Source organism: Streptococcus sp. 29896, from assembly GCF_032594915.1.
GTDB classification, from domain to species: Bacteria; Bacillota; Bacilli; order Lactobacillales; family Streptococcaceae; genus Streptococcus; species Streptococcus suivaginalis.
The window spans coordinates 690,287-715,368 of sequence record NZ_CP118733.1 but is presented as its reverse complement, the minus strand read 5'-3'; the positions used below and the strand labels follow the sequence as shown (position 1 = coordinate 715,368).

At 41.7% G+C, this 25,082-nt stretch carries 20 protein-coding genes and 1 CRISPR repeat array (1 of these 21 cut by a window edge); of the genes, 2 read left to right on the top strand and 18 right to left on the bottom strand.

Annotation, left to right across the window (positions count from 1 at the left end; translation table 11 throughout):
* Positions 1-330: a CRISPR direct-repeat array (repeat unit 36 nt; unit sequence GTTTTGAAACCATTCGAAACAGCACAGCTCTAAAAC); it reaches 3,733 nt to the left of the window's first position.
* Positions 331-428: 98 nt separating this feature from the next.
* The 4 genes from csn2 to cas9 are packed head-to-tail and all read right to left on the bottom strand — an operon-like array spanning position 429 to position 6,436.
* Positions 429-1,094 (bottom strand): type II-A CRISPR-associated protein Csn2, encoded by a 666-nt coding sequence (gene csn2, locus PXH68_RS03380; RefSeq protein ID WP_248027398.1) that lies wholly within the window; start codon positions 1,092-1,094, stop codon positions 429-431.
* A 1-nt stretch (position 1,095) separates the two neighbouring features.
* The gene (cas2, locus tag PXH68_RS03375; RefSeq protein WP_248027400.1) at positions 1,096-1,428 is read right to left on the bottom strand and encodes a CRISPR-associated endonuclease Cas2; all 333 of its coding nucleotides are present in this window, start codon (positions 1,426-1,428) and stop codon (positions 1,096-1,098) included.
* On the bottom strand, positions 1,425-2,291 hold the full coding sequence (gene cas1, locus PXH68_RS03370) for a type II CRISPR-associated endonuclease Cas1 (protein WP_248027402.1): 867 nt from the start codon (positions 2,289-2,291) through the stop codon (positions 1,425-1,427). The genes cas2 and cas1 overlap by 4 nt, the downstream gene beginning before the upstream one ends.
* Positions 2,291-6,436, bottom strand: coding sequence for a type II CRISPR RNA-guided endonuclease Cas9 (gene cas9, locus PXH68_RS03365; RefSeq protein WP_248027594.1), 4,146 nt, complete (start codon positions 6,434-6,436; stop codon positions 2,291-2,293). The genes cas1 and cas9 overlap by 1 nt, the downstream gene beginning before the upstream one ends.
* Before the next feature lie 724 nt (positions 6,437-7,160).
* Here cas9 and mnmE point away from each other — a divergent pair.
* A complete protein-coding gene (gene mnmE / locus PXH68_RS03360; RefSeq protein WP_248027404.1) occupies positions 7,161-8,534 on the top strand; it encodes a tRNA uridine-5-carboxymethylaminomethyl(34) synthesis GTPase MnmE in 1,374 nt (457 codons plus the stop codon).
* Between the two features lie 93 nt (positions 8,535-8,627).
* Positions 8,628-9,710, top strand: a complete 1,083-nt coding sequence (locus PXH68_RS03355; RefSeq protein ID WP_248027406.1) for a hypothetical protein — start codon at positions 8,628-8,630, stop codon at positions 9,708-9,710.
* Positions 9,711-9,858: 148 nt separating this feature from the next.
* Here PXH68_RS03355 and PXH68_RS03350 read toward each other — a convergent pair whose 3' ends face one another.
* From PXH68_RS03350 to cdaA, 14 genes are all read right to left on the bottom strand, one after another.
* A complete protein-coding gene (locus tag PXH68_RS03350; protein WP_248027408.1) occupies positions 9,859-11,313 on the bottom strand; it encodes a flotillin family protein in 1,455 nt (484 codons plus the stop codon).
* 30 nt (positions 11,314-11,343) lie between these two features.
* Positions 11,344-11,871: a LemA family protein gene (locus tag PXH68_RS03345; RefSeq protein ID WP_248027410.1), complete on the bottom strand. Its 528-nt coding sequence runs from the start codon at positions 11,869-11,871 to the stop codon at positions 11,344-11,346.
* A 14-nt stretch (positions 11,872-11,885) separates the two neighbouring features.
* On the bottom strand, positions 11,886-12,632 hold the full coding sequence (locus PXH68_RS03340) for a TPM domain-containing protein (protein ID WP_248027412.1): 747 nt from the start codon (positions 12,630-12,632) through the stop codon (positions 11,886-11,888).
* 473 nt (positions 12,633-13,105) lie between these two features.
* A complete protein-coding gene (gene pepV / locus PXH68_RS03335; RefSeq protein ID WP_248027414.1) occupies positions 13,106-14,506 on the bottom strand; it encodes a dipeptidase PepV in 1,401 nt (466 codons plus the stop codon).
* Positions 14,507-14,931: 425 nt separating this feature from the next.
* Positions 14,932-16,137, bottom strand: coding sequence for a serine/threonine transporter SstT (gene sstT, locus PXH68_RS03330; RefSeq protein ID WP_248027416.1), 1,206 nt, complete (start codon positions 16,135-16,137; stop codon positions 14,932-14,934).
* A 214-nt stretch (positions 16,138-16,351) separates the two neighbouring features.
* Positions 16,352-17,113 carry an ABC transporter permease gene (locus tag PXH68_RS03325; RefSeq protein WP_248027417.1) on the bottom strand — a complete coding sequence of 254 codons (762 nt, stop codon included), beginning with the start codon at positions 17,111-17,113 and terminating at the stop codon, positions 16,352-16,354.
* The gene (locus PXH68_RS03320) at positions 17,110-17,748 is read right to left on the bottom strand and encodes an ABC transporter ATP-binding protein (protein ID WP_248027419.1); all 639 of its coding nucleotides are present in this window, start codon (positions 17,746-17,748) and stop codon (positions 17,110-17,112) included. Before PXH68_RS03320 ends, PXH68_RS03325 begins: the two co-directional genes overlap by 4 nt.
* A 1-nt stretch (position 17,749) precedes the next feature.
* The gene (locus PXH68_RS03315; protein WP_208562018.1) at positions 17,750-18,178 is read right to left on the bottom strand and encodes a cupin domain-containing protein; all 429 of its coding nucleotides are present in this window, start codon (positions 18,176-18,178) and stop codon (positions 17,750-17,752) included.
* A gap of 159 nt (positions 18,179-18,337) precedes the next feature.
* Positions 18,338-19,114 carry a class I SAM-dependent methyltransferase gene (locus tag PXH68_RS03310; protein WP_248027421.1) on the bottom strand — a complete coding sequence of 259 codons (777 nt, stop codon included), beginning with the start codon at positions 19,112-19,114 and terminating at the stop codon, positions 18,338-18,340.
* Between the two features lie 273 nt (positions 19,115-19,387).
* Positions 19,388-20,167 (bottom strand): trypsin-like serine peptidase, encoded by a 780-nt coding sequence (locus PXH68_RS03305; RefSeq protein ID WP_248027423.1) that lies wholly within the window; start codon positions 20,165-20,167, stop codon positions 19,388-19,390.
* Positions 20,168-20,331: 164 nt separating this feature from the next.
* Entirely contained in the window at positions 20,332-21,876 is a 1,545-nt protein-coding gene (locus tag PXH68_RS03300) for an ABC-F family ATP-binding cassette domain-containing protein (RefSeq protein ID WP_009910410.1), read from the bottom strand.
* Between the two features lie 162 nt (positions 21,877-22,038).
* Positions 22,039-23,388: a phosphoglucosamine mutase gene (gene glmM / locus PXH68_RS03295; RefSeq protein WP_158454475.1), complete on the bottom strand. Its 1,350-nt coding sequence runs from the start codon at positions 23,386-23,388 to the stop codon at positions 22,039-22,041.
* 25 nt (positions 23,389-23,413) lie between these two features.
* Positions 23,414-24,118: a CdaR family protein gene (locus PXH68_RS03290; protein WP_248027425.1), complete on the bottom strand. Its 705-nt coding sequence runs from the start codon at positions 24,116-24,118 to the stop codon at positions 23,414-23,416.
* A complete protein-coding gene (gene cdaA, locus PXH68_RS03285; protein ID WP_248027596.1) occupies positions 24,119-24,961 on the bottom strand; it encodes a diadenylate cyclase CdaA in 843 nt (280 codons plus the stop codon).
* Between the last annotated feature and the right edge of the window lie 121 nt (positions 24,962-25,082).

Below are 25,082 nucleotides of genomic sequence, written 5' to 3'. Positions count from 1 at the left end.
CGTTGAACACAAAGATTGGAATGAAGTTATTGTTTTGAAACCATTCGAAACAGCACAGCTCTAAAACATCACCGTTAGCAACAACAGCAGCACGCCTGTTTTGAAACCATTCGAAACAGCACAGCTCTAAAACGGAGCACCATGGTAAAGTCCCAAGAATTTCGTTTTGAAACCATTCGAAACAGCACAGCTCTAAAACTCGGGTAGCGCTAAGCTGAATCGTCCTTGGTTTTGAAACCATTCGAAACAGCACAGCTCTAAAACTACTCAACTGCGGTCGAAACGAATGTACAAGTTTTGAAACCATTCGAAACAGCACAGCTCTAAAACCTCGTAGACTATTTTTTGTCACAAAATCTCGTAATCGCGCCATTCGTCTCAGCCAGACTTCAGTTTCGAATAGTTTCTAATATCTGTACTATATGTACTTATTTTACAATATTTTCCGATAGTAAGAAATAGTCTTTATCCAAAACATACTGAGGGAAATCTTTTCTTTTTCTCGGTTCTAGAAAAAGAACATCCATATTGGAAAGTTCAATATACTCCCTAGTTTTCTGAATTTCATCCACCGTCAAATAAGATAACACATTGATAAAGATAAGAAATCTCTTCTTATTCAAAAATTGATAAACTTGTAAAATCTCAAAAATTTTATCAAAAATCGTATCACTGATAGTTTCAATTTTGACCCCTAACGCCTTTATCAACTCCAAAACCGTAATCTCATCATACTCCAAATCAAGCTCATTCTCTAAACATTCATAAGAGATTAGTTCAGTAATAGAATTTGCTAATTTTTCAATAATTGATTTCACTTCTGGTTTTTCATTTAATTGATTTTCTAAATTAGCATGGATGAGTTTCAGTATTGGTGCAGCATTGATGTCATATCCTAAAATATCTGTCACCACCATCAGCTCGGAATCTTTAATGGACCTAAATTGTTCGTCGAAAATTTTTAATTCTAATCCATCTTGATATTGATAAAAATTCCTAACCAGTCGAGAAAATACTGTCGTATCCTCTACAACAAAAATAGTTGCTTTCTCGACCGTCAGAGCTTCGTCTAGTAACGGAAAGTTCAATTTCATATCAAATCTCCTCTCCTAAAAAGACTATTCGAGAGTCTGTATTTCCTATACAATCATCTCGCTGACCATGGAGATAAATCATTCGAGCAAATTGTTTTTCTGTAACTGTCAGAAGTGTGATATTTCCTTTCTTGGGATTATTTGCCTTTAGTCGCTCCAACATAGTATTACTGGCTGAATTGTTCAGGAGTAACTTGCTATAGACCGAAAATTGATGCATAATAAACCCTTCGTTGATTAAAAATTTACGGAATTTACGATATGCCTTTCTTTCATCAACTGTTTCTGTAGGCATATCAAACATCAATAGCATTCTCATATACCGGTAACTCATATCCTAAATTCAGGAACTCCTTTCCCTTTGTTATTGAGTGCCTTAATCACTTTCTTCGTATAATCGCTAACAATATTGGTCAAGTACATTTCCTTATTGTTGTATTGAAATGTATCTGAAAAGATTGTAAACAATTCCCGCTTAATCTTAACAAAACTATGGTTTCGATTTTCGTAAACAATCTGATCTATGATAGGCCGAAAAGGTTCCATGATGTCGCTCGCAAGGTTGAACTGATTGAATTGGTTAGCGTGTTTTAAACCAAATTGTGTCATACAGCCAGAAAGAACAACCTCACGCGCAAACATACTAAGTAACAGGGTATAGCCATAATCTAGACTTGCATTGATATCATTATCAAGCTCTCGATTGAAATCGTTTCCAAACAAAGTATTAAAGTAAATCCGAGCAGAGTGTCCTTCACGATTGCTAGGGTCAAAGAGCTCCAAACTATGGTACAAATTCATGAGAGAATGAGATTTTTCAATGAAACCACACGCACTGAGATAGATACTTTGGTTTAGTATTTTCTGGGAAATGATATGTGTCCAAACTTCAGCTTTGATTGCTTCTTCCCAGTCAATTTGCCTCGAAAGCTGTAAACTGGAGTCATGCCGAGCATAATAAGGCATCAAGTGTGCTGTTGGTAGTCGCTTATCATCACAAAAAATAACCAGAATGTTTTCATCTACTAATCGCTTGATTAACATCGTAGACAGCACAATATCAGTTGTTTCCAGCAATAAGATGTCAACCTCGGACAGATGAATCATTTCTGTCCGAGTAGCATCTTTAAAAATCAAATGATTATTTTTATATGATAGTTTGGAGTGTGTATTTACAATAACAGTTCGCCAACCCATTAGTCTCCTCCTAATTTGCTCAAATCAATACGTGTTTCGTAGAGACCAGTCACAGACTGATGAATGAGGGTAGACTTGAGAAGTGAAGATGGGGTGTAATCTCTATAGCGTGGGATTTTAGTGCCTAAAAATTCAAAATCAACAGCACTACCTAGGGCAGTTAGATTCAACAAGTTGATGAATGAATTGCAAAGTTCCTCAAGGTTATCAGTATCTTTTCTAGCTGAATATGCTTCTACAATCCGTTTTCCATTAGCTTTAGCTCCAACAATTTTTTCATTGTATTCAAGGATGTATGTCAGTAATTCATCAAAAACATGACGATGAGTTTCCACATATTTCTTATGTCCAGGCTCCAGCGTTCGATTTACTCTCATTGCATGGTAAAGTAAAGTAACAAATTTATCTGGCAGATACATCTCATTGCCCTTATGAATTTCTCCACGTTTATTATTTGTTGACAAGATGCTTGCAAGCATTCGTCTGCTGCCGTTTTCCAGTTCAAAAAGGCTATATTTTGGTAATTTAATAATGGATTTAATATCTTTATATCCAAGATTCAATAAATATTGTTTTGGATTTTTCTCAAAATACTTCCTAGCTAGAATGGAGATGCCTTGAAACTCTGTTACTTCCGCTTTACTTTTCTTTTTCCCCTTCTCAATAATTCCATTCACTAGAACGGCATAAGAATTTGAAATGCCTGCATAGCCACCGTAACGCTTTGTATCAAAACTTTGTTTGGCAGGAACCAGATTTTCAACACTTCCTTCTTTAGGCCTTGGTGAAAGATTTGCATTATAGAAGCCTTTAGGTTTCCCTCTATCTAGACCATGGTTTTGAACCTCTGTCTTTTTAACAACATTCACTTGCGGATAAGATAAGACTTTTCTGACCGTTTTAAAATCTGATTTCTTATTCCAAACAATCTCCCCAGTATCTTTGTTCACTTCAGTTATTGGACGAATCCTTACCGCACCTGTTTTTGAATGTACAACAATTCGTTTGAAAAAGTTCATGATATTAGAATAAAATAAGACTCTCTCGGTTGCTGACTTACGAGATTTGTAACTATTATACGTTGGATACTCTCCATACACAAATTCTGGTGCTAGTTTAGGATATTTCTTCAGCAAAGCTGTTGCTACTACTGCATTCAGATAAGCATCATGAGCGTGATGGTAATTGTTGATTTCACGTACCTTGTACAGCTGATAGTCTTTTCTAAATTGAGATACTAAGCTTGATTTTAAGGTAATAATATTGACTTTCGGATGACGAATCCTATTTCCATCTTCATCCAACTTCGTATTAAAGCGCGTATCTAAAATCCTAGCTACATGTTTTGTAATTTGTCTAGTTTCAACTAACTGCCGTTGGATAAATCTTGCTTTATCCTCATTGGTCAATCCACCTCGCTCCGCCTTGGTCAGGTTATCAAATTTACGTTGGGAAATGAGCTTAGAATTTAATAACTGTCTCCAGAAATATTTCCTCTCATTAACAATTTCAATACTTGGTACATCGTCAGATTTCCCTCTGTTTTTAGCAGATTTTGTCAAAACTTTATTATCTAGCGAGTCATCTTTGATGAAAGCTTGAGGAATAATATGGTCAATATCATATTCGCTAAGGCTATCTATATCCAATTCCTCATCTGTGTACATATCTTTACCATTCTGAAGATAGTAGAGAAATAATCTGTCACTTTGTAAATGAATATTGTTGACTTTAGATACTCCATAAGGTTTCTGTTCTTCTAATATTTTACTCCCAAAATCCTTCAAGGCTTTCTCTAATCGATTTATACGCTGTTGCGAGTTACGGCGACCTTGATTCGTAAACTGATTTTCACGCGCCATTTCAACAACGATATGCTCAGGATCATATCCCATAACTTCTATCAATTCATCCACAATTTTTAAACTTTGTAGGATTCCTTTTTTTATGGCTGGGCTTCCGGCAAGATTTTGCACCTCTGCGCGATAATCTTCTGCTTCTCCAGAACCTTGTGCTAGTCTGATTTCATCTACAAATGATAGAGTATCATCATTTATCAGTTGCATAAAATTACGGTTATTTGTGCCATCATCTATTAGATAGTCCAAAATTGTTTTTCTAGTTACCTTATCTCGTATGCCATTAATTAACTTAGCAGATAATCGACCCCAACCAGTATAATGGCGACGTTCCAGTTTTTTGCGTTGTTCTTCTGTCAATACATCCTTATACTTCTCTAGTCGTTTTCTAATCATTTCTCTATCTTCGAATAGAGTTAAGGTCAGCACAACATCTTCAAGAATTTCTTGATTTTCTTCTGCATCCATAAACGCTTTATCTTGTATAATTTTAAGTAAATCATGATAAGTTGGAAGACTAGCATTAAACTGATCTTCAAGACCTTTTAATTCAACCCCCTCGTAGCCATTGGAGTTTTCCAAATAAGATTTGATATCTTTGGCTGTGACTTTTCGCTTCGTTTTAAAGAAAGTTTTGACGATATCCTTTTTTTGTCTACTATCAAGGAATTGATAATCACGCATTCCTTCTGCTATAAATTTAACTTTTGTCAACTCATTATATACTGCAAACTTTTCATATAACAGACTATGCTTTGGAAGAACCTTTTGATCCGGCAAGTATTGATCATAGTTTGTCATACGAGTGATGAAGTTTTCGGCGGATGTTTCCTTATCAACCATTTCATCAAAATTCCAAGGCCTAATCTTTTCGTCTGATTTACGATTTAACCAAGCAAATTCACTATTTCCTCGTGCCAGCGGGCCGACATAATAAGGAATACGGAAAGTTAGTATTTTTTCAATCTTATCCTGATTCACTGCTAGAAACGGATAAAACTTAGCCTGTCTTCTAATAATGGCTTGCATTTCTTGAAGATGGATTTGATGTGGAATAGAGCCATTATCAAAGGTACGTTGTTTTCTAAGGAAATCTTCTCTATCGATTTTATCAATGAAATAATCGCTTCCTTCAATCTTCTCTATTGCTTTTTTTATGAATCTATAAAAATTCTCCTGCGTCGTTTTGCCTTCAATGTAACCTGCATAACCATCTTTTAGCTTATCATTGAAAACTTCTTTATAGGAATCGGACAAATTCTGACGAATGAAAACCTTCAGTAAGGCTAAGTCTTTTTGATGTTCCTTATACCTATCAACCATTGAACTCGAAAGCGGAGCTTTTGTTGTAGAGTCAGTTGTTGACAAAATCCCTGCCAACAATATCCCATCATACAAGGATTTTGTCGCGATAAACAGGTCAGCATAATCATCCCCGATTTTACCTAATAACTCCTCCAAATCTTCTTCGTACGTTTCTTTAGAAAATTGGATTTTTGCATCTTCAGCCAGCTCGAAGTTTGTTTTAAAATTAGGCTGTAGCCCTAGGGCAAGTGCAAGAAAATTACCAAATAGTCCATTTTTCTTTTCATTTGGAAAATAATGAAGAATATTTTCTAAACGTCTAGACTTACTGACTTTTTCAACTAAAACATCTGCAACATTTGGTAGATTCTCTGATAAATAGCTACCTTCAACAGTTTTGTCGAACATCTCAACGAAGTCATTAAATAAATGTTGAACATCTTTATTTTCAGATTTTAAATCCCCTTCAAATAAAAAGTGCCCTCTATACTTAATAATGTGAGCCAAAGCAAGATAAATCAATCGAATATCAGCTTTTTGAGAAGAATCTGCTAATTGTTTTCTTAAATGATAAATAGTTGGAAACTGTTTGTGGTACTCTTTTTCTTCCTGCAAGGTACCAAAAATAGGGTGCTTACTTCCTTGTTTATCCTCAACAATAAGAAACGAATCGTCAAGACGTTGGAAAAAACTGTCATCAATCTTATTGATTTCTTCTGCAAATATTTCTTGCAAGTATAAAATACGATTTCTACGGCGAGTGTAACGTCTACGAGCTGTTCGCTTTAGTCTGCGATTTTCTGCTGTATTGCCTTCATCAAACAGCAAGGTACCGAGTAAGTTTTTCTTTATGTACAGCTTTTCGGTATTTCCAAATACCTTCATTTTTTTTGAAGGTACTTTGTAGTTCTCTGTATACATAACACAGTGCCCAACGCTGTTCGTACCTATATCTATTCCTATAGCGTAACTTTTCTTCATCATAGTTTTACTCCTTTGTTTTTATTACTAATTTAATAATGTTGTTATTAACTCTACTATACTTTTAAGAAATTTTAAAAACTCTGTAAACATAATTAATTTTTCCTTCTTCATTTTTTATTCTCCGTAAATACAAATAAAAAAATAAACGCAATTGAATTATACACAACACTTTAGATAGATGCAAGAAATTATATATTTTTGTAAAAAGGATTTTGTTATTGCTGATAATTTTGTTATAATCAAGAGTGATTTGTATTTAGTTTTAGTACTGTGTTGGTTTAGAGTGCAACAATTTTTTATAAAAACTCTTGCAAATATTTGTAAGATACTATATAATGATTTTGTTGAAACCATTCGAAACAACACAGCGAGTTAAAATAAGGCTTTGTCCGTACTCAATTTTGCGCACCGATTCGGTGCTTTTTTGTTTCTGTTTTTATTATATCAAATTTTAAACCGTTTTCAATATCTATATTAGGAAAAGCATCCCTCATCTGTGCTTTTTTCTTTATTCCATGTTAAACTTATAAGTAAGATTTGAGAAACTGTATTCACAGTTCAGCACTTCCATCTAAGGCTAGTTTATCAGCTACTCATCGTTAGTTTTTTTCAAAATACAGTCAATATACTCTCAAAAACCTTCCTTGATTTGCGACAAACTATCTCTTTTCTAAAAGCACTTTACTTGTGAATACAGATTCTAGTTAGAAAGCACATTATTATGATTACCAAAGAATTCGATACTATTACCGCTATTTCAACCCCTCTCGGTGAGGGGGCCATTGGGATTGTCCGCCTGTCTGGGACGGACGCTTTTGCCATTGCCAGCAAGGTTTTCAAGGGCAAGGACTTAGCGACCGTACCCAGCCACAGCCTCAACTACGGCCACATTATCGATCCTGCGACGGGTCAAGTACTGGACGAGGTCATGATCGGAGCCATGCGTTCCCCACGCACCTTCACCCGCGAAGATGTCATTGAGATTAATACTCACGGAGGCATCGCCGTTACCAACGAAATCCTCCAGCTCCTGATTCGCCAAGGTGCTCGAATGGCTGAACCGGGCGAGTTTACCAAGCGTGCCTTTCTCAACGGCCGTGTGGATTTGACCCAGGCCGAGGCCGTCATGGATGTTATCCGTGCCAAGACCGACAAGGCCATGCATAATGCCGTCCGCCAGCTTGACGGCTCCCTCTCCCAGCTCATCAACGACACCCGACAAGAGATTCTCAACACACTGGCTCAGGTTGAGGTCAACATTGACTACCCTGAGTACGACGACGTCGAGGAGGCAACGACAGAGCTGGTCCGTGAAAAGACCCTCCAGTTCCAAGCTCTTTTGGAAAATCTCCTCCGCACTGCCCGCCGTGGAAAAATCCTGCGTGAAGGCATCGCAACCGCCATTATCGGTCGTCCAAATGTGGGAAAATCCAGCCTGCTCAATAACCTCCTCCGCGAAGAAAAAGCCATCGTTACAGACATCGCCGGAACAACCCGCGACGTTATCGAAGAATACGTCAACATCAAAGGCGTCCCCCTCAAGCTGATTGATACCGCAGGTATCCGTGAAACAGATGACATCGTTGAAAAAATTGGTGTGGAACGGTCTAAAAAAGCCCTTGAGGAGGCCGACCTGATCCTGCTAGTCCTCAACGCATCCGAGCCCCTGACCGAACAAGACCTCAATCTCCTAGCCATTTCCGATTTGGCCAACCGTATCGTCCTGCTCAACAAGACCGACCTGGAAGAGCAGATTGAAGCAGACCAACTGCCTGAGGATGTCATTCGCATTTCCGTCTTGAAAAACCAGAACATCGACCAAATCGAAGAAAAAATCAACCAGCTCTTCTTTGAAAATGCTGGTCTGGTCGAGCAAGATGCCACCTACCTCTCCAATTCTCGCCATATTTCCCTGATTGAGCAAGCCGTCCAAAGCCTTCAAGCTGTCAACGACGGTCTGGAAATGGGCATGCCAGTAGACTTGTTACAGGTTGACCTGACACGCTGTTGGCAAATTTTGGGAGAAATAACAGGCGATGCTGCTCCAGATGAACTCATCACCCAACTCTTTAGCCAATTTTGTCTTGGAAAATAATTCAGTAGCAGATTTTTTCTGCTATTTTTTTTGGTGAAATTCTTGCTTTTTTTGTCCTATTGTATTATTATGTTAATAGAAAGAGGTGGTTTTATGAAAAAGTTAATTGCTCTGATTATCACACTGATTATCGCCTGCATTGGCATTCTCTTTTGGAATTTTACCAGCTACAAGCAAGAGCCATTGCCGATCCAGGCAGATGCTGATTTCTACATCGTCCACACCAACGCTATCTCCGCCTATCGCCTAAATGGAGACACTATCGAGACGCTGAAATCAACAAAGATGTGGATTTCGGACCAAATTGCCTGGCGGTCAGCACGGACGGTCGATCAACGCTACCTCATCATGTCAGAAGATGGCGTCAAGTCCTTTGGTGAATCCTTGATTAAGCTCGATTTTCAGGATGCTACCATACAACGCCGGGCGACCCGTCATTTTTCTCATGTAACAGGGACAGATGGCAAGTATTTCTATACCAATGATTACGGTCAATTGACTAAGTTTGATACCGACCTCAAGGAAGTCAAGGCTCATGTTTTTAAGGAAGACCATTTTCCTGAGCAAAACATCAATGTATACAAAGATAAGATTTACATGACAGGCTCCATCCGAACTTCAAAGCCTGGGGAAGATTGGAACGCCAAAAATGTTCTCTTTATTTTTGACAAGGAAAATTTGGATCTACTTGATACTGTCGAGATTGATCAAGACCTGTCAACTATCAATAGCCAGATTGTGGGCGACAAACTCTACCTTCCAATTGCAGCTTATCAAGAAGACCAGCAAAACTTTATTCGCTCCTATGATATAGCAGTCTTTCAACTGGATACGCTTGACATGCAAAAAATTACTTTAGATACCCACAGCCCTGAGGTTATCCATCCACTTGAAGATCAAGACCTACTTTTTATTGAACATAGTAACTATGAGCACGGTCAGTTGCTGGCAACCATCTATGACACCAAAACGGGACAAGAATCGCTGCATGATTTTTCACAGTTTGACCCTGATGGTAGTTACTGGATTTCTTCTGTCAAACAGGTCGATGCGGAACGCTTGGTCATCACAATTGGCGACCATCTTCTACTCTACAACTGGAAAACAAAAACAGTCCTTAGTCAAGTAAGGACTGAATTTGAAGCCATTAGTGGCCTTTGGTGGGCAAACAACTAAGTTTGTTATAAGTAAAATTTTCCACGTATTTCCTATCTGTGGTAAATGAAACACCTAGAAAGTTCAAACTTTCTAGGTGTTTTTATTTGTGTTGCGATGCAAATCCTCCACCAGTAAACTATGTTTGTGATGAAGATTCTACAGAGGTTTATTTGTCTATTTTCTGTTCTTCCTGACTAGCTAGTCCATTTGAGATAGCTCGGCCAGTCAAAGTCGCTGTGATCAAATCACGGACATTGAGTCCCAGTCCTTCTGTTGTTTTATCCATGGTCGTCATCAAGTCACCGACCATCTTAGAAGCATTGCCTTCGCCATACATGGTAATTTTGTCGACATTTCCAAGTGGAGCAGCGATATTCTTGGCAATTTCTGGAAGAACATTGACTACCATTTCTGTCACCGCTGCATCATTAAACTTAGCCATGGCATCCGCTTTCTTGCTGAGACCTTCTGCTTCGGCTTCAAGTTTCAATCTAATGGCTTCTGCTTCAGCACGTCCTTTGGCCTCAATCCCTGCTGCTTCTTGCTCCGCAGCATACTTGGCAGCTTCAGCACGCGCCTTTTGAGCCTCTGCTTCTTTTTGCGTTTCGTAGAGTTCAGCTTCAGCTTTTCGTTGGCGTTCAATCAAATCCGCTTCTGCTGCTTGTTGTCGAGCATACTTTTCAGCTTCGGCTTGCTTGCGGATAGTTGCAGATAGTTCTTGCTCACGGACTTTTACTTCTTCAGCCTTGACTTCTGCTTCTTTTTGTTGCTTGACGATATTGGCTTCCGCTGTCGCCCGTTCGATCTCCTTACGCTGTGCTTGTTCTTCAATGCCATAGGCTGCATTGGCTTGGGCTAGTTGGACATCTGCCTGCCGTTTGAGATTGGCTTGTTCGATAGCCAGTTCATTTTGTTTTTTTGCGATTTCCAAATCAGCGGCGACACGCGCATCGTTGGCCGCTTTATCTTCTCGGGCACGAACTTCCGCCTGCTCACGCTCTGCTTTTGCACGGGCATTTGCAGCATCTTTTTGGATGGTCACAATGTTGTCAATCCCTAGGTTTTTAATCACATCATTGTCGTCTGTGAAGGATTGGACGGTAAAGGCAATGATTTCTAGCCCCATCTTGGCAAGATCGGGAGCAGCATTTGACTGGACCTTTTCTGCAAAGGCTTGGCGGTTGTTGACCATGTCTCGCAGTTCCATCTGGCCGATGATTTCACGCAGATTTCCTTCCAAAACATCTTGAATGGATGCAGAAATGTCCGCCGTTTTCCAGTTAAGGAAGTTTTGGGCAGCTGCATTGAGTAATTCTTCGGTCACACCGACCTTGACCTTAACTACTGCATCTGCTTTGACATTGATAAAATCAAGAGTAGGCACAAAGTCTGTTGTCTGAACATCTGTTGAAAACTGTTCAATGGAGACATAGGACCGCTTTTCAATAAATGGAATCATGAAACCAGAACGTCCAATTAAGGTTCTTGGCTTCCGCAAGCCTGTGATGACAATGGCTTCATTGGGTTTTGCTGAAACGTATCCTAGGGCAAACAGGATGATAAATCCGATAATCACCAATAGGGGAACAAAAATGGTCATGAGGGTTGTTACGATTTCCATAATCTTTCCTTTCTATTCTTGTCTGGTAAATCATTGAGGGTAATAGGCTTCCTCTTCCATCGAGCTGAGTGGAGTGAGGAGGTTTGTTGGAAATTGGCTCTTAAACTCCTGAAAAGCTTGAAGGCTTTGGTTGTAGCTACGTGCTGACGCCTCGAGAGTGGTCGCTGACTCTGTAATGTCATCCGCCAGTTCCATGGCCTTGACTTCCATGACAGTCGCCGCCTCTTGGTCAACTGCTTGCGCTAATGAAACAAGACTTTTAGAAAGATCTGCACTTGCCTGCCAATAAGAGGCGCTATACTTTGGTGCTGCATTTTCAAATACATCCTGGCACTCTGTCACTTCTTTGATAAGTTCTGGACGGACCTGCAAATTCTCGGCAGTTGCTAACAAGCTTGGAAGCAAGTGATACTGTCGCTCTATGGGGGCAATTAGATCCGCTTGTGCAAGCTGAACTTGATTCTTTGCTTCTGAAACCTGTAAATAAGACCAGGTCAAAAAGCCTGCTATTCCAAATAGAGTCAATCCTGCTAGAAAAAATATATATACTTTCTTCATCTTGCTCCTCCCTTCTATCTTCCCATATCAGCTCGGCCATCACTAGCTGAATCACTCGTCCAACTTGGACTCTCTAGGGTTGTCTTATCTGACTGGTTGGGAGAGGAGGAAAAATGTTCAAAGGGAATCCAAAGAAATTGGCCTGCATCCCCCTTTTTCCTAGCTGACTGATCCATGACAATAGCAAGGGTTAAAAAGGCTCCCAAAACAAGCAAGGGCAAGTAAGTTGAGAACTGCTGGTAGGCACTTTTTTCTTCGACTTGGAGAGTCGTTTTCCCAAAAACTTGCTCTTCAATTGCAGCCAACAACTGTAAGCTTACCTTGTCAAGCTCGCCTTCTTGAAACTTCTCTTGAACCGATGCCAAGATATTCGTTATTTCTTCTTCTGTCAAAAGCGTTTGGAGCTGGTCGCTGATTTGTAGGTGAACTTGCTGGTCTTTCCTAGCCATGATCACCAGAACAGCTGATGATTGCTCTGCCTGTCCCTGCCAATCAGCTAGGAGCTTGCTGCCCAGAGAAGCAAGGTCGGCATCCACTTGATCCGTCACATAGTACCAAACTCGAAGAGGCTGCCCTGCTTGCTCCCAGCCCTGGTTTTGCTGGTCAATGGTCTGCTTGGACTCTTCGGAAAGATAGGACTGGGGATCCTTCACCATGCTCGCCACTGGCTTTTCCAAATCAGTATCTGCAACCACGGGTGGACCTAACCAAATCAGCAAGGCAGAAAGCATAGAAAAACAAAACAAGAAGATTTTTTTCATCGTTGGAAACCTCCTTTCTCCTTTTTTATATCATTATACCATTTTTTCTGAGTTGTAAACTGGATTTATATGTCTTTTTTCATACAAAAAAACAGCTGTTAAATCACAACTGGCTAAAACTTTCTCACTTCTTAATTTTCAATCCCATAATTCAAGGTCCACTGGACCTGTTTTCGCTCGTGTATTTTTAGGCGAAATGATTCAAGGTCCACTGGACCTATTTTCGATCGTGAATTTTTTGGCGAAATGATTCAAGGTCAGCTGGACCTATTTTCGATCGTGTATTATTAGGCGAAATGATTCAAGGTCAGCTGGACCTATTTTCGATCGTGTATTTCTAGGCGAAATGATTCAAGGTCAGCTGGACCTATTTTCGATCGTGTATTTCTAGGCGAAAAGATAAAAAGGTCCACTGGACCTGTTTTCGCTCGTGTATTTCTAGGCGAAAAGATAAAAAGGTCCACTGGACCTTTTTATTTAATCAATTCATAAATAGCTTCTGCGTAAATAGCCGCGGCACGGTAGAGTTGCTCAACTTCGATAAATTCGTTGGCTTGGTGCATGGTGTTGACATCGCCTGGGAACATCGCTCCGTAGGCAACGCCACGTTTGAGCAAGCGGCCGAATGTTCCGCCACCGATTACTTGTTCGTGACCTTTCAAACCTGTGTGTTTCTCATAAACAGACAAGAGGGTTGCAACCATTGGGTCATCGATTGGGCAATAGTGTGGGGTATGGCCATGCTCAGACAGGCTGACAGCTTCCACGCCAAGTTTTTCCAAACCAGCCTTGATGGTTTCTGGGTTGGTATTTTTTGGATAACGGAAGTTGAGGGCAATGGTGTTGTCAGATGAAGTTTCATCAAACTTGAAGACACCTGAGTTCATAGAAAGAGCTCCCATCTGTTCATCGTAAATGGCTACGCCAAGTTTTTTAGCGTCATGGTCTTCTAGAAGGACTTGTCCTGCCAAGTCAAGGTAGGCTTTAGCTGCTCCGTCAAAGGCGAATTGGCTGAGGAATTTTGCCAAGTAGGTTGCTCCATTGACACCTTCTTCTGGGGTTGAACCGTGGGCTGATTTTCCGATGACGGTGACTTGAACTTGACCGTTTTCAAGGTTTTCCGCGTCAGCTTTTAGGCCATAGGCTGCTGTGAAATCTGCCAACTTGCTGTCTAGGTCTGCTAGGTCGCCAGAGATAATAGCTGTCGCAGACTCAGGCACCATGTTCTCACGCAAACCGCCTGCGAAGGAATGCAGTTTAGCAGCTCCGCTATTTTCCCCCGCAAAATGAAGATAAGCTGTGATATTGCCCTTTTCGCCGTTGATAATCGGGAACTCGGCATCTGGAGAAAATCCGAAATCTGGGAGGGGAAGGCCGACGTGTTCGAAGTAGTAATCCATGTCCGCCCAGCCTGACTCTTCGTCGGTACCGACGATGAAGCGGACTTTTTTAGAAGTCGGAAGACCCAACTCCTTGATGATTTTCAAGCCGTAGTAGCAAGCCATGGTCGGTCCCTTGTCGTCAGAGGATCCGCGGGCAAAGAGCTTGCCGTCGATGATTTGCGGCTCGTATGGGTCAGTGTTCCAGCCACTTCCTGCTGGCACCACGTCCAAGTGACCGAAGATACCGAGGACTTCGTCGCCCTCGCCAAACTCAAAGTGACCTGCGTAGTTGTCAACGTTCTTGGTTGGGTAACCATCACGCTGAGCGATTTCCAGGAACTTGTCCAAGGCACGCACTGGGCCTGGTCCAAATGGATGCTGGGCATCTGCCTGGCTGTCGTCACGCTCGGAATTGATGCGGAGGAGGTCAAAAAGGTCCGCTAGAAACTCATCTTTGCGTTTGTCAAACTCTGCTCTAAAATCTACTGTCATATGTTCTCCTTTTCAGTATCGTCATTTGGTTTATCTTTTATTACTTCGACGCAAGTGGAAACTTCGTTTCCCTATTTCCAACTTCAAACACTCCACTGGAGTGTTTGAACTCACCTTGCCTGATTGAAACAGTCTGGGGGACTGTTTCAAGTCAATGCCTAGAAACAAGAAAGCATTGAGTTATACCTGCGGCTGTTGACACAAACTTCGTTTGTTTCATCTCCGACCTTCAAAGGTTCCCCGAACAGTTGTTGACACAAACTCTGTTTGTTTCATTTCCAACCTTCAACAGTCACTACTATGACTGTTGAAGCTAGTAATAAAAGTAAACCAAAAGACTAGATTAAAGTAAGTCTATTTTATCACAAAATGAAAGAGATTTCAGAAGTAAAGCAAAGAAAAAAAGTTGGTCTCCCAACTTCTTTCTATTTTTTCCAAGCAGATCGTTCTGCTACAACTGTAAACAAAACATCGGTTGATGAGTTGAGGGCTGTTTCACAAGAGTCCTGAATCACTCCGACCACAAATCCGACTCCAACTACTTGCATGGCTAACTCATTTGGAATGCCAAAAAGACTACATGCTACTGGGATGAGGAGAAGCGAGCCACCTGCTACCCCAGATGCTCCTGCTGCTGATAGTGATGCAACAACGGATAAAAGAAGAGCTGAGCTGAAATCAACACTGATGCCAAGTGTATGAACAGCTGCCATTGTTAAAATATTGATTGTAATGGCAGCTCCAGCCATATTGACAGTTGCACCTAAGGGAATAGAAACGGAGTAGGTATCTGGATCAACTCCCAACCGTTTTGCCAACTGCATATTGACGGGAATATTGGCTGCTGAACTTCTTGTGAAAAAAGCAGTTACACCGCTAACACGAAGACATTCCAATACCAACGGGTACGGATTTTTTCTCATAACTAAAAATGCGATCAAAGGATTGACAACCAGAGCGACAAAAGCCATGCAACCAACTAATACTAGTAATAAAACTCCGTAATTCTTAAGAGCTGCCAATCCGTTATTTGCGACTGTGTCAAAAACCAAGCCTAAAATTCCGAATGGTGCAAGGCCAATAATCCAACTGACCACTTTTGAGGTTACTTCCGCTGTTGATTGCAATAAATCCTTGGTGTGTTGACTCGCATTCCGAAAGGCAAGTCCGAATACTGCTGCCCAAGTCAAAACACCAATATAGTTGGCATTCACAAGTGCATTGATTGGATTGTCAACGACATTCAATAACAAGTCTTGAAATACTTCTGAAATCCCCTGGGGTGGTGAAATCTCTGTCGCAGCTGCCTCTGTAAGAACCAATTTTAATGGAAATAGGTAGCTAGCAATAACTGCAACACATGCCGCTGCAAAAGTGCCAATCAGATACAGGAAAAGGATAGTTCGAATATTGCTTTTTTGACCATCAGGTGCCTGAGACAGGGCGTGGGCAACCAGTGTCAATACCAAAAGTGGTGCAATAGCTTTCAAAGCTCCAACAAAGAGACTTCCTAAGAGAGAAATCATCGTAAACTGAGGCACACTCAATCCCAAGACTAATCCTAAAACGACCCCAATACTGATTTTCCGAATTAAACTCATCTTTTTCCAAATAGAAATTATATTTTTCAAACAATTACCTCCAAACAAACATTTCTCCATATTAGCAGAAAAACGAACGTTGGTCAATAGAATAAAAAACGAGTATGGGCTAAGAGTTTTTTCAACATACAGTCATTATTCCCTCAAAAAACTATTTCATATATTAAAGCACTTCACTTGTGAATACCGTTCTAAGATATAAAAACTACATGTGGTCACTCCACATGCAGTTTAAAAGGTATTCTTATTCAAACTCCAACTGGGCCTTGTCTGTAAAATAGGTCTGGTAGGCTACGTAGGAGGCAATTACTGAAGCAAGACTGGTCGCAGACAGCAACATGAACATGACCATAATCTGATAACGAATGGCATGGACAGGATCAACTCCTGCAAATATTAGCCCTGACATCATCCCAGGTAGGCTGACCAGACCGACTGTCTTGGCTGAATCAATGGTGGGTTGCATACCTGTTTTGATAGCCTCTCGTAAGATATCCTGTGAAGCTAATTTGACAGTTGCTCCCAGACTGAGTTTTTCCAAAACTTGTTGACGGTTGTCTGTGAAAGACTTGTACATAGCCCGATAGGACAGGCCGATGGCCGTCATGGCATTACTTGCCAACATCCCCGAAATGGGAATGACCTGCGAAGGAATAAACTGAATTGCCCCTGATAAAATCAGGATTGTCAGAGTCAGACCAGTCGAAGCAAGCAGGGCTAGAAAGGGATGAAGCAGGGATTTCTTACTATTGGGATTGCGTTTGTTAGCTTGGACACTGGCATTGTAAAGAATAATCAAAACCATTGTCAAGCTGAGAAACATATTGGAGGCTTGGAAGATAAACTTGAGAATGTAGCCGACAAAAATCAGCTGGAGGACAGTTCTGACAACGGCCATGAAAATATCCTTGGTCAAGCCCAGTTTTTCCTTTTGACTGATGCTAATTGCAACCAAGACCAGCCCGAACACAAGGGCTAGGGATAGGTTATCTACTGAAACATTCATGCTTGGACCCGACCTCCTTCTATTCTCAGAATCTTTTGGGCTGCATCAATCTCTGACTGGTCATGAGTGACTTCAATCAGGGTATTTCCAGCAGCTTGGTAGTCTGCCAAATGCTTGTTGACAATGGCCTTGGTTTCGGCATCCAATCCTGCAGAGATTTCGTCTAAGAGTAAGACTTTGGGCTCGAAGAGTAGATTGCGGATGAGGGCAACTCGCTGCTTTTCTCCTCCTGATAATTCTGTGATTTTTTTGCTTAAAAATGTTGGTGCTAGATGAACAGATTCTAGGGCCTTGAGGGCTTTGGTTTGGTCAAATGCTAACTGACGAATGGTAAATGGAAACTGGAGATTGTCTTGGACGGTCTGGCCAAAGAGAACTGGCTGTTGAAAACAATAGGAAACTTCCCTCCTGTAAGTCGGCATATTCAGCTCTGCTATGTCCCGCCCCTGAAAGAAAATAGTCCCGTTGGTCGCAGAAGTCAATCCTGCCAAGAGTTTTAGTATAGAGCTTTTGCCACTGCCCGAAGGTCCAACCAGGGTTAGTCGCTCGCCTGCTGCAATGGTGAAGCTGATGTCAGTTAAAATCGACTTATCTTTGTCCGATAAGCCGACCGATTGAAGTTGGAAAATGTTCATCTTAATGACCGTGCTCTTCTGCTTCTTCGGCAGCGATAGCGATGGCTTGGGTTTCATGAACTGTCCCGTGAGCGTGGTGGGCTGGTCCATAGATAGAGTAGATTTTAAGGTCTTCTTGGCCGATGTTGATGACATTGTGGTAGGCACCGTTTGGAATCAAAATGGCATCTTCTGGTCCAACTTCCGTATCAAGCGTAATCTTGTCAGCTGATTCGCCCATGATAACACGGCCGTGGCCTTGCTCAATTCGGAGGAACTGATCGTTTTCATTGTGGACTTCCGCACCAATGTCACCACCGACCGGAATAGACATGAGGGTAACTTGTAAGAGTTCCCCAGTCCAGAGGGCTGTGCGGTAGTTGGTATTTTCAAGCGTTGCTGTTTCGATATTGGTTACAAATGGAGCTTTTCCGTAGTCTTTTGTTGTCATAATTGTTCACCTCTAAATTATAATCATTCTAAACTTTCTTTAGAACAATTCTAATTATACTACTTTCGAAATACTTGTCAAGCTTTTTTATAAACATTATAATTTTCAGACAATACTTAGAGACCTGATAAGAAAAAGCCATCTTTCGGTGGCTGTTTTCTACAATTTTACAGACAGATTAGCCAGATAGTCTGGGCCAAATTTGGACAGGCGATTGCGACTGTCTTTGGACTCGTAAAAATCAATCATGGCAAAACCAGCTCGTAATTGCCCAGCAATCTGTTCTTCTAAGGTATGGCTAAATTCATAGCCATATTCTGGGTCAATTGTAATTTGTCCTGTTTCTTCTAATTGTCGTACATTGAAAGGTAGGCTGTACATTGGAACCAAGGTTTTGTCTGGACGGTCCCAAACATCATCAGCATCAAAGATATAAATCCAAGGATTCATGTAGCCGACCATGAGCAGTCCACCATTTTTCAAAACCCGATAAGACTCCTGCCACATATTTTCTAGGTCTTCGATATAGACATTTGAAACAGGGCAAAAAATGATGTCAAAACTCTCGTCTTCAAAAGGAAAAGGCTGTGTCATATCTGCCTGTACCGTCTGCAAGTTCAGATTTTCCCGCTCAGCAACTAGTCTATCCTTGTCCAGCTGTTCCTTGGAAAAGTCCATAATGGTCGTTTGGTAACCATGAGCCGCAAACATCGGTCCCTGTTGACCACCACCGCAAGCTAGGCCAAGCAATTTCTTACCTTGGGCTCTTTCAAACCAGTCAAGCGGCACCGTCTTTCCAACCGTCAGGGAAACTGTCAGGGGCTTCGCTTTTGACTTTTCAAATTCCTCATGACTGAGCGGAACCGTATAGCCATTTCCCTGTCTAGCTGAAACCCGATTCCAACGTTCTTGGTTGTAGTTTACATAATCTGTCATTCTTATCTCCTCTGAAAAGGTATAGCCAGTGTGACCTCGATTTTTTATACTTGTATTATGGCACAAAGAAAGAGAAAAAGCCACCTTTCGGTGGCACATGCATCATCTTTCCAACTCAAATAAGCATCAAAATCGTGATCCCAAGTACTGAGTACACTTGTAGACCAGCAAAGCTTCTTTGAGATTTATTTACTTTCCATCATTTGAACAAACTAACGCTACTATCGAATAGCCTAGTTCTTTGTTCTATTTCATTTATCTATTCTAGGAATCTTAGTAGATATCGATATTAGTAATTCCATGTTTGTCAAATAGCTTTGACTTCATTTCCAAAGTTAATGGTGTAATGACAATCCTCGAATTTCCGTCGATATTTGTTGCCACACCAACAATTCGTCCATCAATGATAATTGGTGAACCAGATTGTCCTTTGATGCCTGTAATATTCGTTTGGAGGAGCCCATCTTGTCTAACTTCTGTTATGGTTCCATATTCGTACTCCCAGCGACCATATAGATTGATACTGTTACTTACGATTAAGAACTTTCTTCCGACCAAATCATAGGTATTACGATAGATCCCAAGACGAGCATTTGCAGTGTTAGCATTTTGTGTTTTTCGACTTGGATTGGTTATTTTTACCAAAGCAACATCCCGGCGAACATCCCATATTCCTCCATAACCTGGCATGGGGATAAATGGATTGGCTGAATTGGTACGTTTTATTTCTGACAATTCATAGTATGGAGAAGCGTCGCCCCATACGGCATTTCCAGACCAAGTGCGTGAGGTTACTTGACCGTTCGAATCATCTGCTACCACATGTGCAGCTGTTAATAAGGTATTTGGAGCAATTAAGATCGAAGAGCCTTTTTTAGTCTGACCAGAGCCAACACTAACCTCCAAATAATGTGATAGGTTGTAAGGATAGCTATTACGCAATGTTGAATCAGAAACATGCGTTGTCTGCGCCTCAACCTCTGTTGTGATAGGAGGAGCTACTGACAGACCCAGACTAAGAAGGACGACACCGAGCATACATCTTGTTTTCATTAGAAAACCTCCTTTTTTGTTTTATTATATCAATATTGATATAAGCAAACAATTATCTACATGTATTTTTGATGTGTTTTTTCTGTATGTTTATTCCTTTTATTTGGCACCTATTCAGTTAGTTTTTCCTACAAAACACAAGCCACCTTTCGGTGGCTTGTTTCTTAAGTCAATTCATTAAAATCCCATACATCGTCAACCCAGCCTTCATAGAAATCAGGCTCGTGGCAGACCATGAGAATTGAGCCCTTATAGGCTTGAAGGGCACGTTTGAGTTCATCCTTGGCATCCACATCCAAATGGTTAGTCGGCTCGTCGAGAACCAAGACATTGTTTTCACGGTTCATAAGCAAACAGAAGCGAACTTTGGCCTGCTCACCACCGGAAAGGACTTGGATCTGGCTTTCGATATGCTTGGAAGTTAGACCGCAGCGAGCCAAGGCAGCTCGTACTTCTGCTTGGTTAAGGGCTGGAAAGGCATCCCAAACGGCTTCCAGCGGGGTCTGACGATTGCCGCCAGCTACTTCTTGCTCGAAATAGCCTAGTTCCAGATACTCCCCACGCTCCACAGAACCACCGAGCGGTGGAATAATCCCCAGCAAACTTTTAAGAAGGGTTGATTTACCGATACCGTTGGCACCGACAATGGCAATCTTCTGGTTGCGTTCAAAGGTCAAATTGAGCGGTTTACGTGTCAATACACGGTCATAGCCAATTTCCAAATCAGTCGTTTGGAAGATAAAGCGACTTGGAGTTCGAGCCATTTTGAAATCAAATGACGGCTTTGGTTTCTCTGCTTGAAGCTCAATAATCTCCATCTTGTCCAATTTCTTCTGACGAGACATGGCCATGTTTCGGGTAGCAACGCGAGCCTTATTTCGATTGACAAAGTCCTGCAAGTCTGCGATTTCTTTCTGTTGGCGTTCATAGGCCGCTTCTAATTGAGCCCGCTTCATAGCATGGACTTCTTGGAATTGATAGTAATCGCCCGTGTAGCGAGTCAAAAGCTGATTTTCCACATGGTAGACAATGTTAATCACATCATTCAAGAAAGGAATATCGTGCGAAATCAAGACAAAGGCATTTTCATAATTCTGCAAGTAACGTTTAAGCCAGTCAATATGCTCTGCATCCAAGTAGTTGGTCGGCTCATCCAGAAGCAAGATGTCAGGTTTTTCCAAGAGCAATTTTGCCAAAAGAACTTTAGTCCGTTGTCCACCTGATAACTCCGTCACATCCTTGTCCATACCATAGTCCATGACACCAAGCGCACGCGCTACTTCGTCAATCTTGGCATCAAGCGTATAGAAATCACGGCTTTCCAGACGATCTTGCAGCTCACCAACCTCTTCCATGAGGGCATCCATATCGGCACCCTCTTCTGCCATAGACATGTAAATATCATTGATACGAGCCTCTGTCTTGAAGAGTTCGTCGAAGGCTGTCCGCAAGACATCACGGACTGATTGACCTTTTTCTAGTTTAGCATGCTGGTCTAAATAACCTGCTGTTACATAACGTGACCATTCAACCTTACCTTCATCTGGTTGCAATTGACCTGTCACGATAGACATGAAGGTCGATTTCCCTTCACCATTGGCACCGACAAGACCGATGTGCTCCCCTTTCAAGAGACGGAAGGAGACATTCTCAAAAATCGCACGGTCACCAAAACCATGACTCAAATTCTTTACTTCTAAAATACTCATAATTTCCTCACAACATCAAAGAACTGGAGTAACAAACCCCAGTTTTTACTTTTATTTTCGCAGTCTTGAGTGGAATTTCTTCGCCTATCAGCTGTGAAATTCCTACTCAACCCTGCGGGGGTTAGACAACGAAATCAAACTCTACGAGTTACTGATTTCTGTCTAACTCCCGATTTCCGCACGGACCACATCGGCAATAGTGTCCACGTAGTAATCGACTTCAGCATCCGTTGGTGCTTCTGCCATAACACGCAAGAGGGGCTCAGTGCCACTTGGGCGAACCAAGATACGACCGTTGCCAGCCATTTCTGCTTCCATTTTTTCAATGATAGCTGCAATAGCAGGCACTTCCATGGCCTTGTCCTTCATGCTGTTTTCCACACGGATATTGACCAATTTTTGTGGGTAAATGGTCACTTCTGCTGCCAATTCTGACAACTTCTTACCAGTTTCTTTCATGATTTTGGTCAATTGCACAGCGGTCAACTGGCCGTCGCCTGTGGTGTTATAATCCATCAGAATCACATGTCCTGACTGCTCACCGCCGACATTGTAGCCACCTTTACGCATTTCTTCTACCACATAACGGTCACCAACTGCGGTCACAGCTTTTTCAATACCTTCACGATCCAAAGCCTTATGGAAACCGAGGTTGGACATAACTGTGGTCACAATGGTATTTTTGGCCAAGAGCCCCTTATCTGCCAAGTTTTTCCCGACAATGTACATGATACGATCGCCATCAACTAGGTCACCATTTTCATCGACAGCAATCAAGCGGTCACTGTCACCGTCAAAGGCAAGGCCAATTTGGCTGCCTGTCTCCTTGACCAGTTCTTGCAGTTTTTCAGGATGGGTAGAGCCGACACCTTCGTTAATATTCAAACCATCTGGTTTTTCAGCCATAACTGTCAATTCGGCACCGAGATCAACAAAGACTTGACGAGCACTGGTTGCTGCTGCACCATTGGCTGTATCCAAAGCCACTTTCATTCCTTCCAACTCCAGGCCTGTTGACACTAGAAATTGTTGGTATTTGCGCAAGCCCTCTGGATAATCCACCACATCACCCAAGCCTTGTGCTGATGGACGTGGAAGAGTATCTTCTTCTGCGTCCAAAAGAGCCTCAATTTCCGCTTCCAATGCATCATCCAACTTGAAGCCATCGCCCGCAAAGAACTTAATACCGTTATCTTGAGCAGGGTTGTGGCTGGCTGAAATCATGACACCCGCGCTAGCTTTTTCCGTACGAACCAAATAAGCCACACCTGGGGTTGCCAAAACACCCAACTTATAAACGTGAATCCCTACTGAAAGAAGACCTGCAACCAAGGCAGCTTCCAACATCTGACCTGAAATTCGTGTATCGCGTCCTACGAAAACACGGGGTGTTTCTGTCTCATGTTGGCTCAATACATAACCACCAAAACGACCTAGTTTAAAGGCTAATTCAGGTGTCAATTCTACGTTTGCTTCTCCACGGACTCCGTCCGTACCAAAATATTTACCCATTTTAATTCGATTCCTCTTTGATTATTTATTTGATTTTTGTAATGGTTGCTTGGACACCAGCTTCACTTTCTGAAAGCACCACCGGCAATACATTTCCTTGTTGGTCAACCGCTTGAATCGTTGCGGTTGCACTAAAATCACTGGACAGATTGGCTGCATCTGTCACAACTGCTTCAACATGGTCAATCAAGGCCATGGTATCTTCATCCGTTGTCACCTTAACGGCTGATACACTGACTGAAACCTTGGATGCCATGTAACCATCTGCAAGCTGATTGCTATAAATCACTCCTTGAACGGCAAAGATCTTGCTCACTTTTTTACCGATTTTCAAGGTCATCTCAGATGGATTCAAGCTCGCACTCACGCCAGTTGGAAGATTGGAAACCTGCAAGGGAACCGAATGGGTCCCTGGCTCCAAATCAGTCAAATCTGCTGTCACCTGGAAGGTGCGGGTTGATTCATCTGACTCTCGCTGTAAAATCACACGGTTGGAGCCAATCAAGTCCACATTGACCGTCGAAGAAAAACCTGAGATGAAATAGGCTTCACTATCGTACTTGATTTCAATCGGAATATTGGTCAGTGTATGTGTGTAAGTCTCTGACTCTGTACTTTGAACAGTTGAAACGGAATTTTTGTAGTTGGTCGTGGTCGCATTAAAAAACAAGACCAGGGCAATAACGGCCGATAGGACCAACTGTCCAATTTTTTTCACCTTATCCTGCATCTATTTTCCCCTCCACAATCGTTGCCACCAGCTGATACTGGATTCTGGGCTGAGAATGAATTTTGAACGAAGGAGACTCTCCAGTTCTTCCTTAGACAGATCGTGCTGGAAAATGCCATTTTGGGCAATCGAGATACTACCTGTTTCTTCTGACACAATCAAAACAAGAGCATCCGATACTTCTGACAGGCCAATTGCAGCCCTGTGACGAGTCCCAAACTCTTTGGAAATCCCCGCACTTTCTGATAGGGGCAGGTAGGCACAGGCTACGGCTATCTTGTTTTCCCTGACAATTACGGCACCATCATGCAAGGGCGTATTGGGAATAAAGATATTGATCAATAATTCACTGGAAATATCTGCGTGTAGCCCAATTCCAGTCGATGCGTATTCTTGAATGGTCTGTGCTCCTTCTATAGCAATTAGGGCACCGATTTTCCGTGGTGCCATATAGGCAACGGATTTGAGCAGGGATTGGACCAAAACTTCTTCTGAACTGAGACTGGTCCCCATAAATAACTGAGTCGTCCGACCAAGTTTTTCTAAAATCGCTCGCAATTCCGGCGCAAAAATTACAACCGCTGCGATGACCCCATAAGTGATGACCTGGTTCATCAACCAGGAAATCGTTTGAAGACCGAGCAAACTCGCTACAATTTGGGCGAACAAGAAGAGAAAAACTCCTCGAATCAGTACCATAATCTTGGTACCTGCCAGCGACTTACTCAATTGGTAAATCAACAGGACAACCAAACTAATATCAACCAGATGAAGCATGGCAATCCAAGGACTAGCGATCAAACTGGACCAATAGTCGGCATCTAATAATTGACTGATATTCAGCTTTCTATCCTCATACTTTCTAATTCAATTCACATGTATCAGTCCTATTATATCATAAAGTCCCCGACAAATGTCTAATCCTATTTGTTTTCAATGGGATTTCTTACCCATGGCTTGCCCC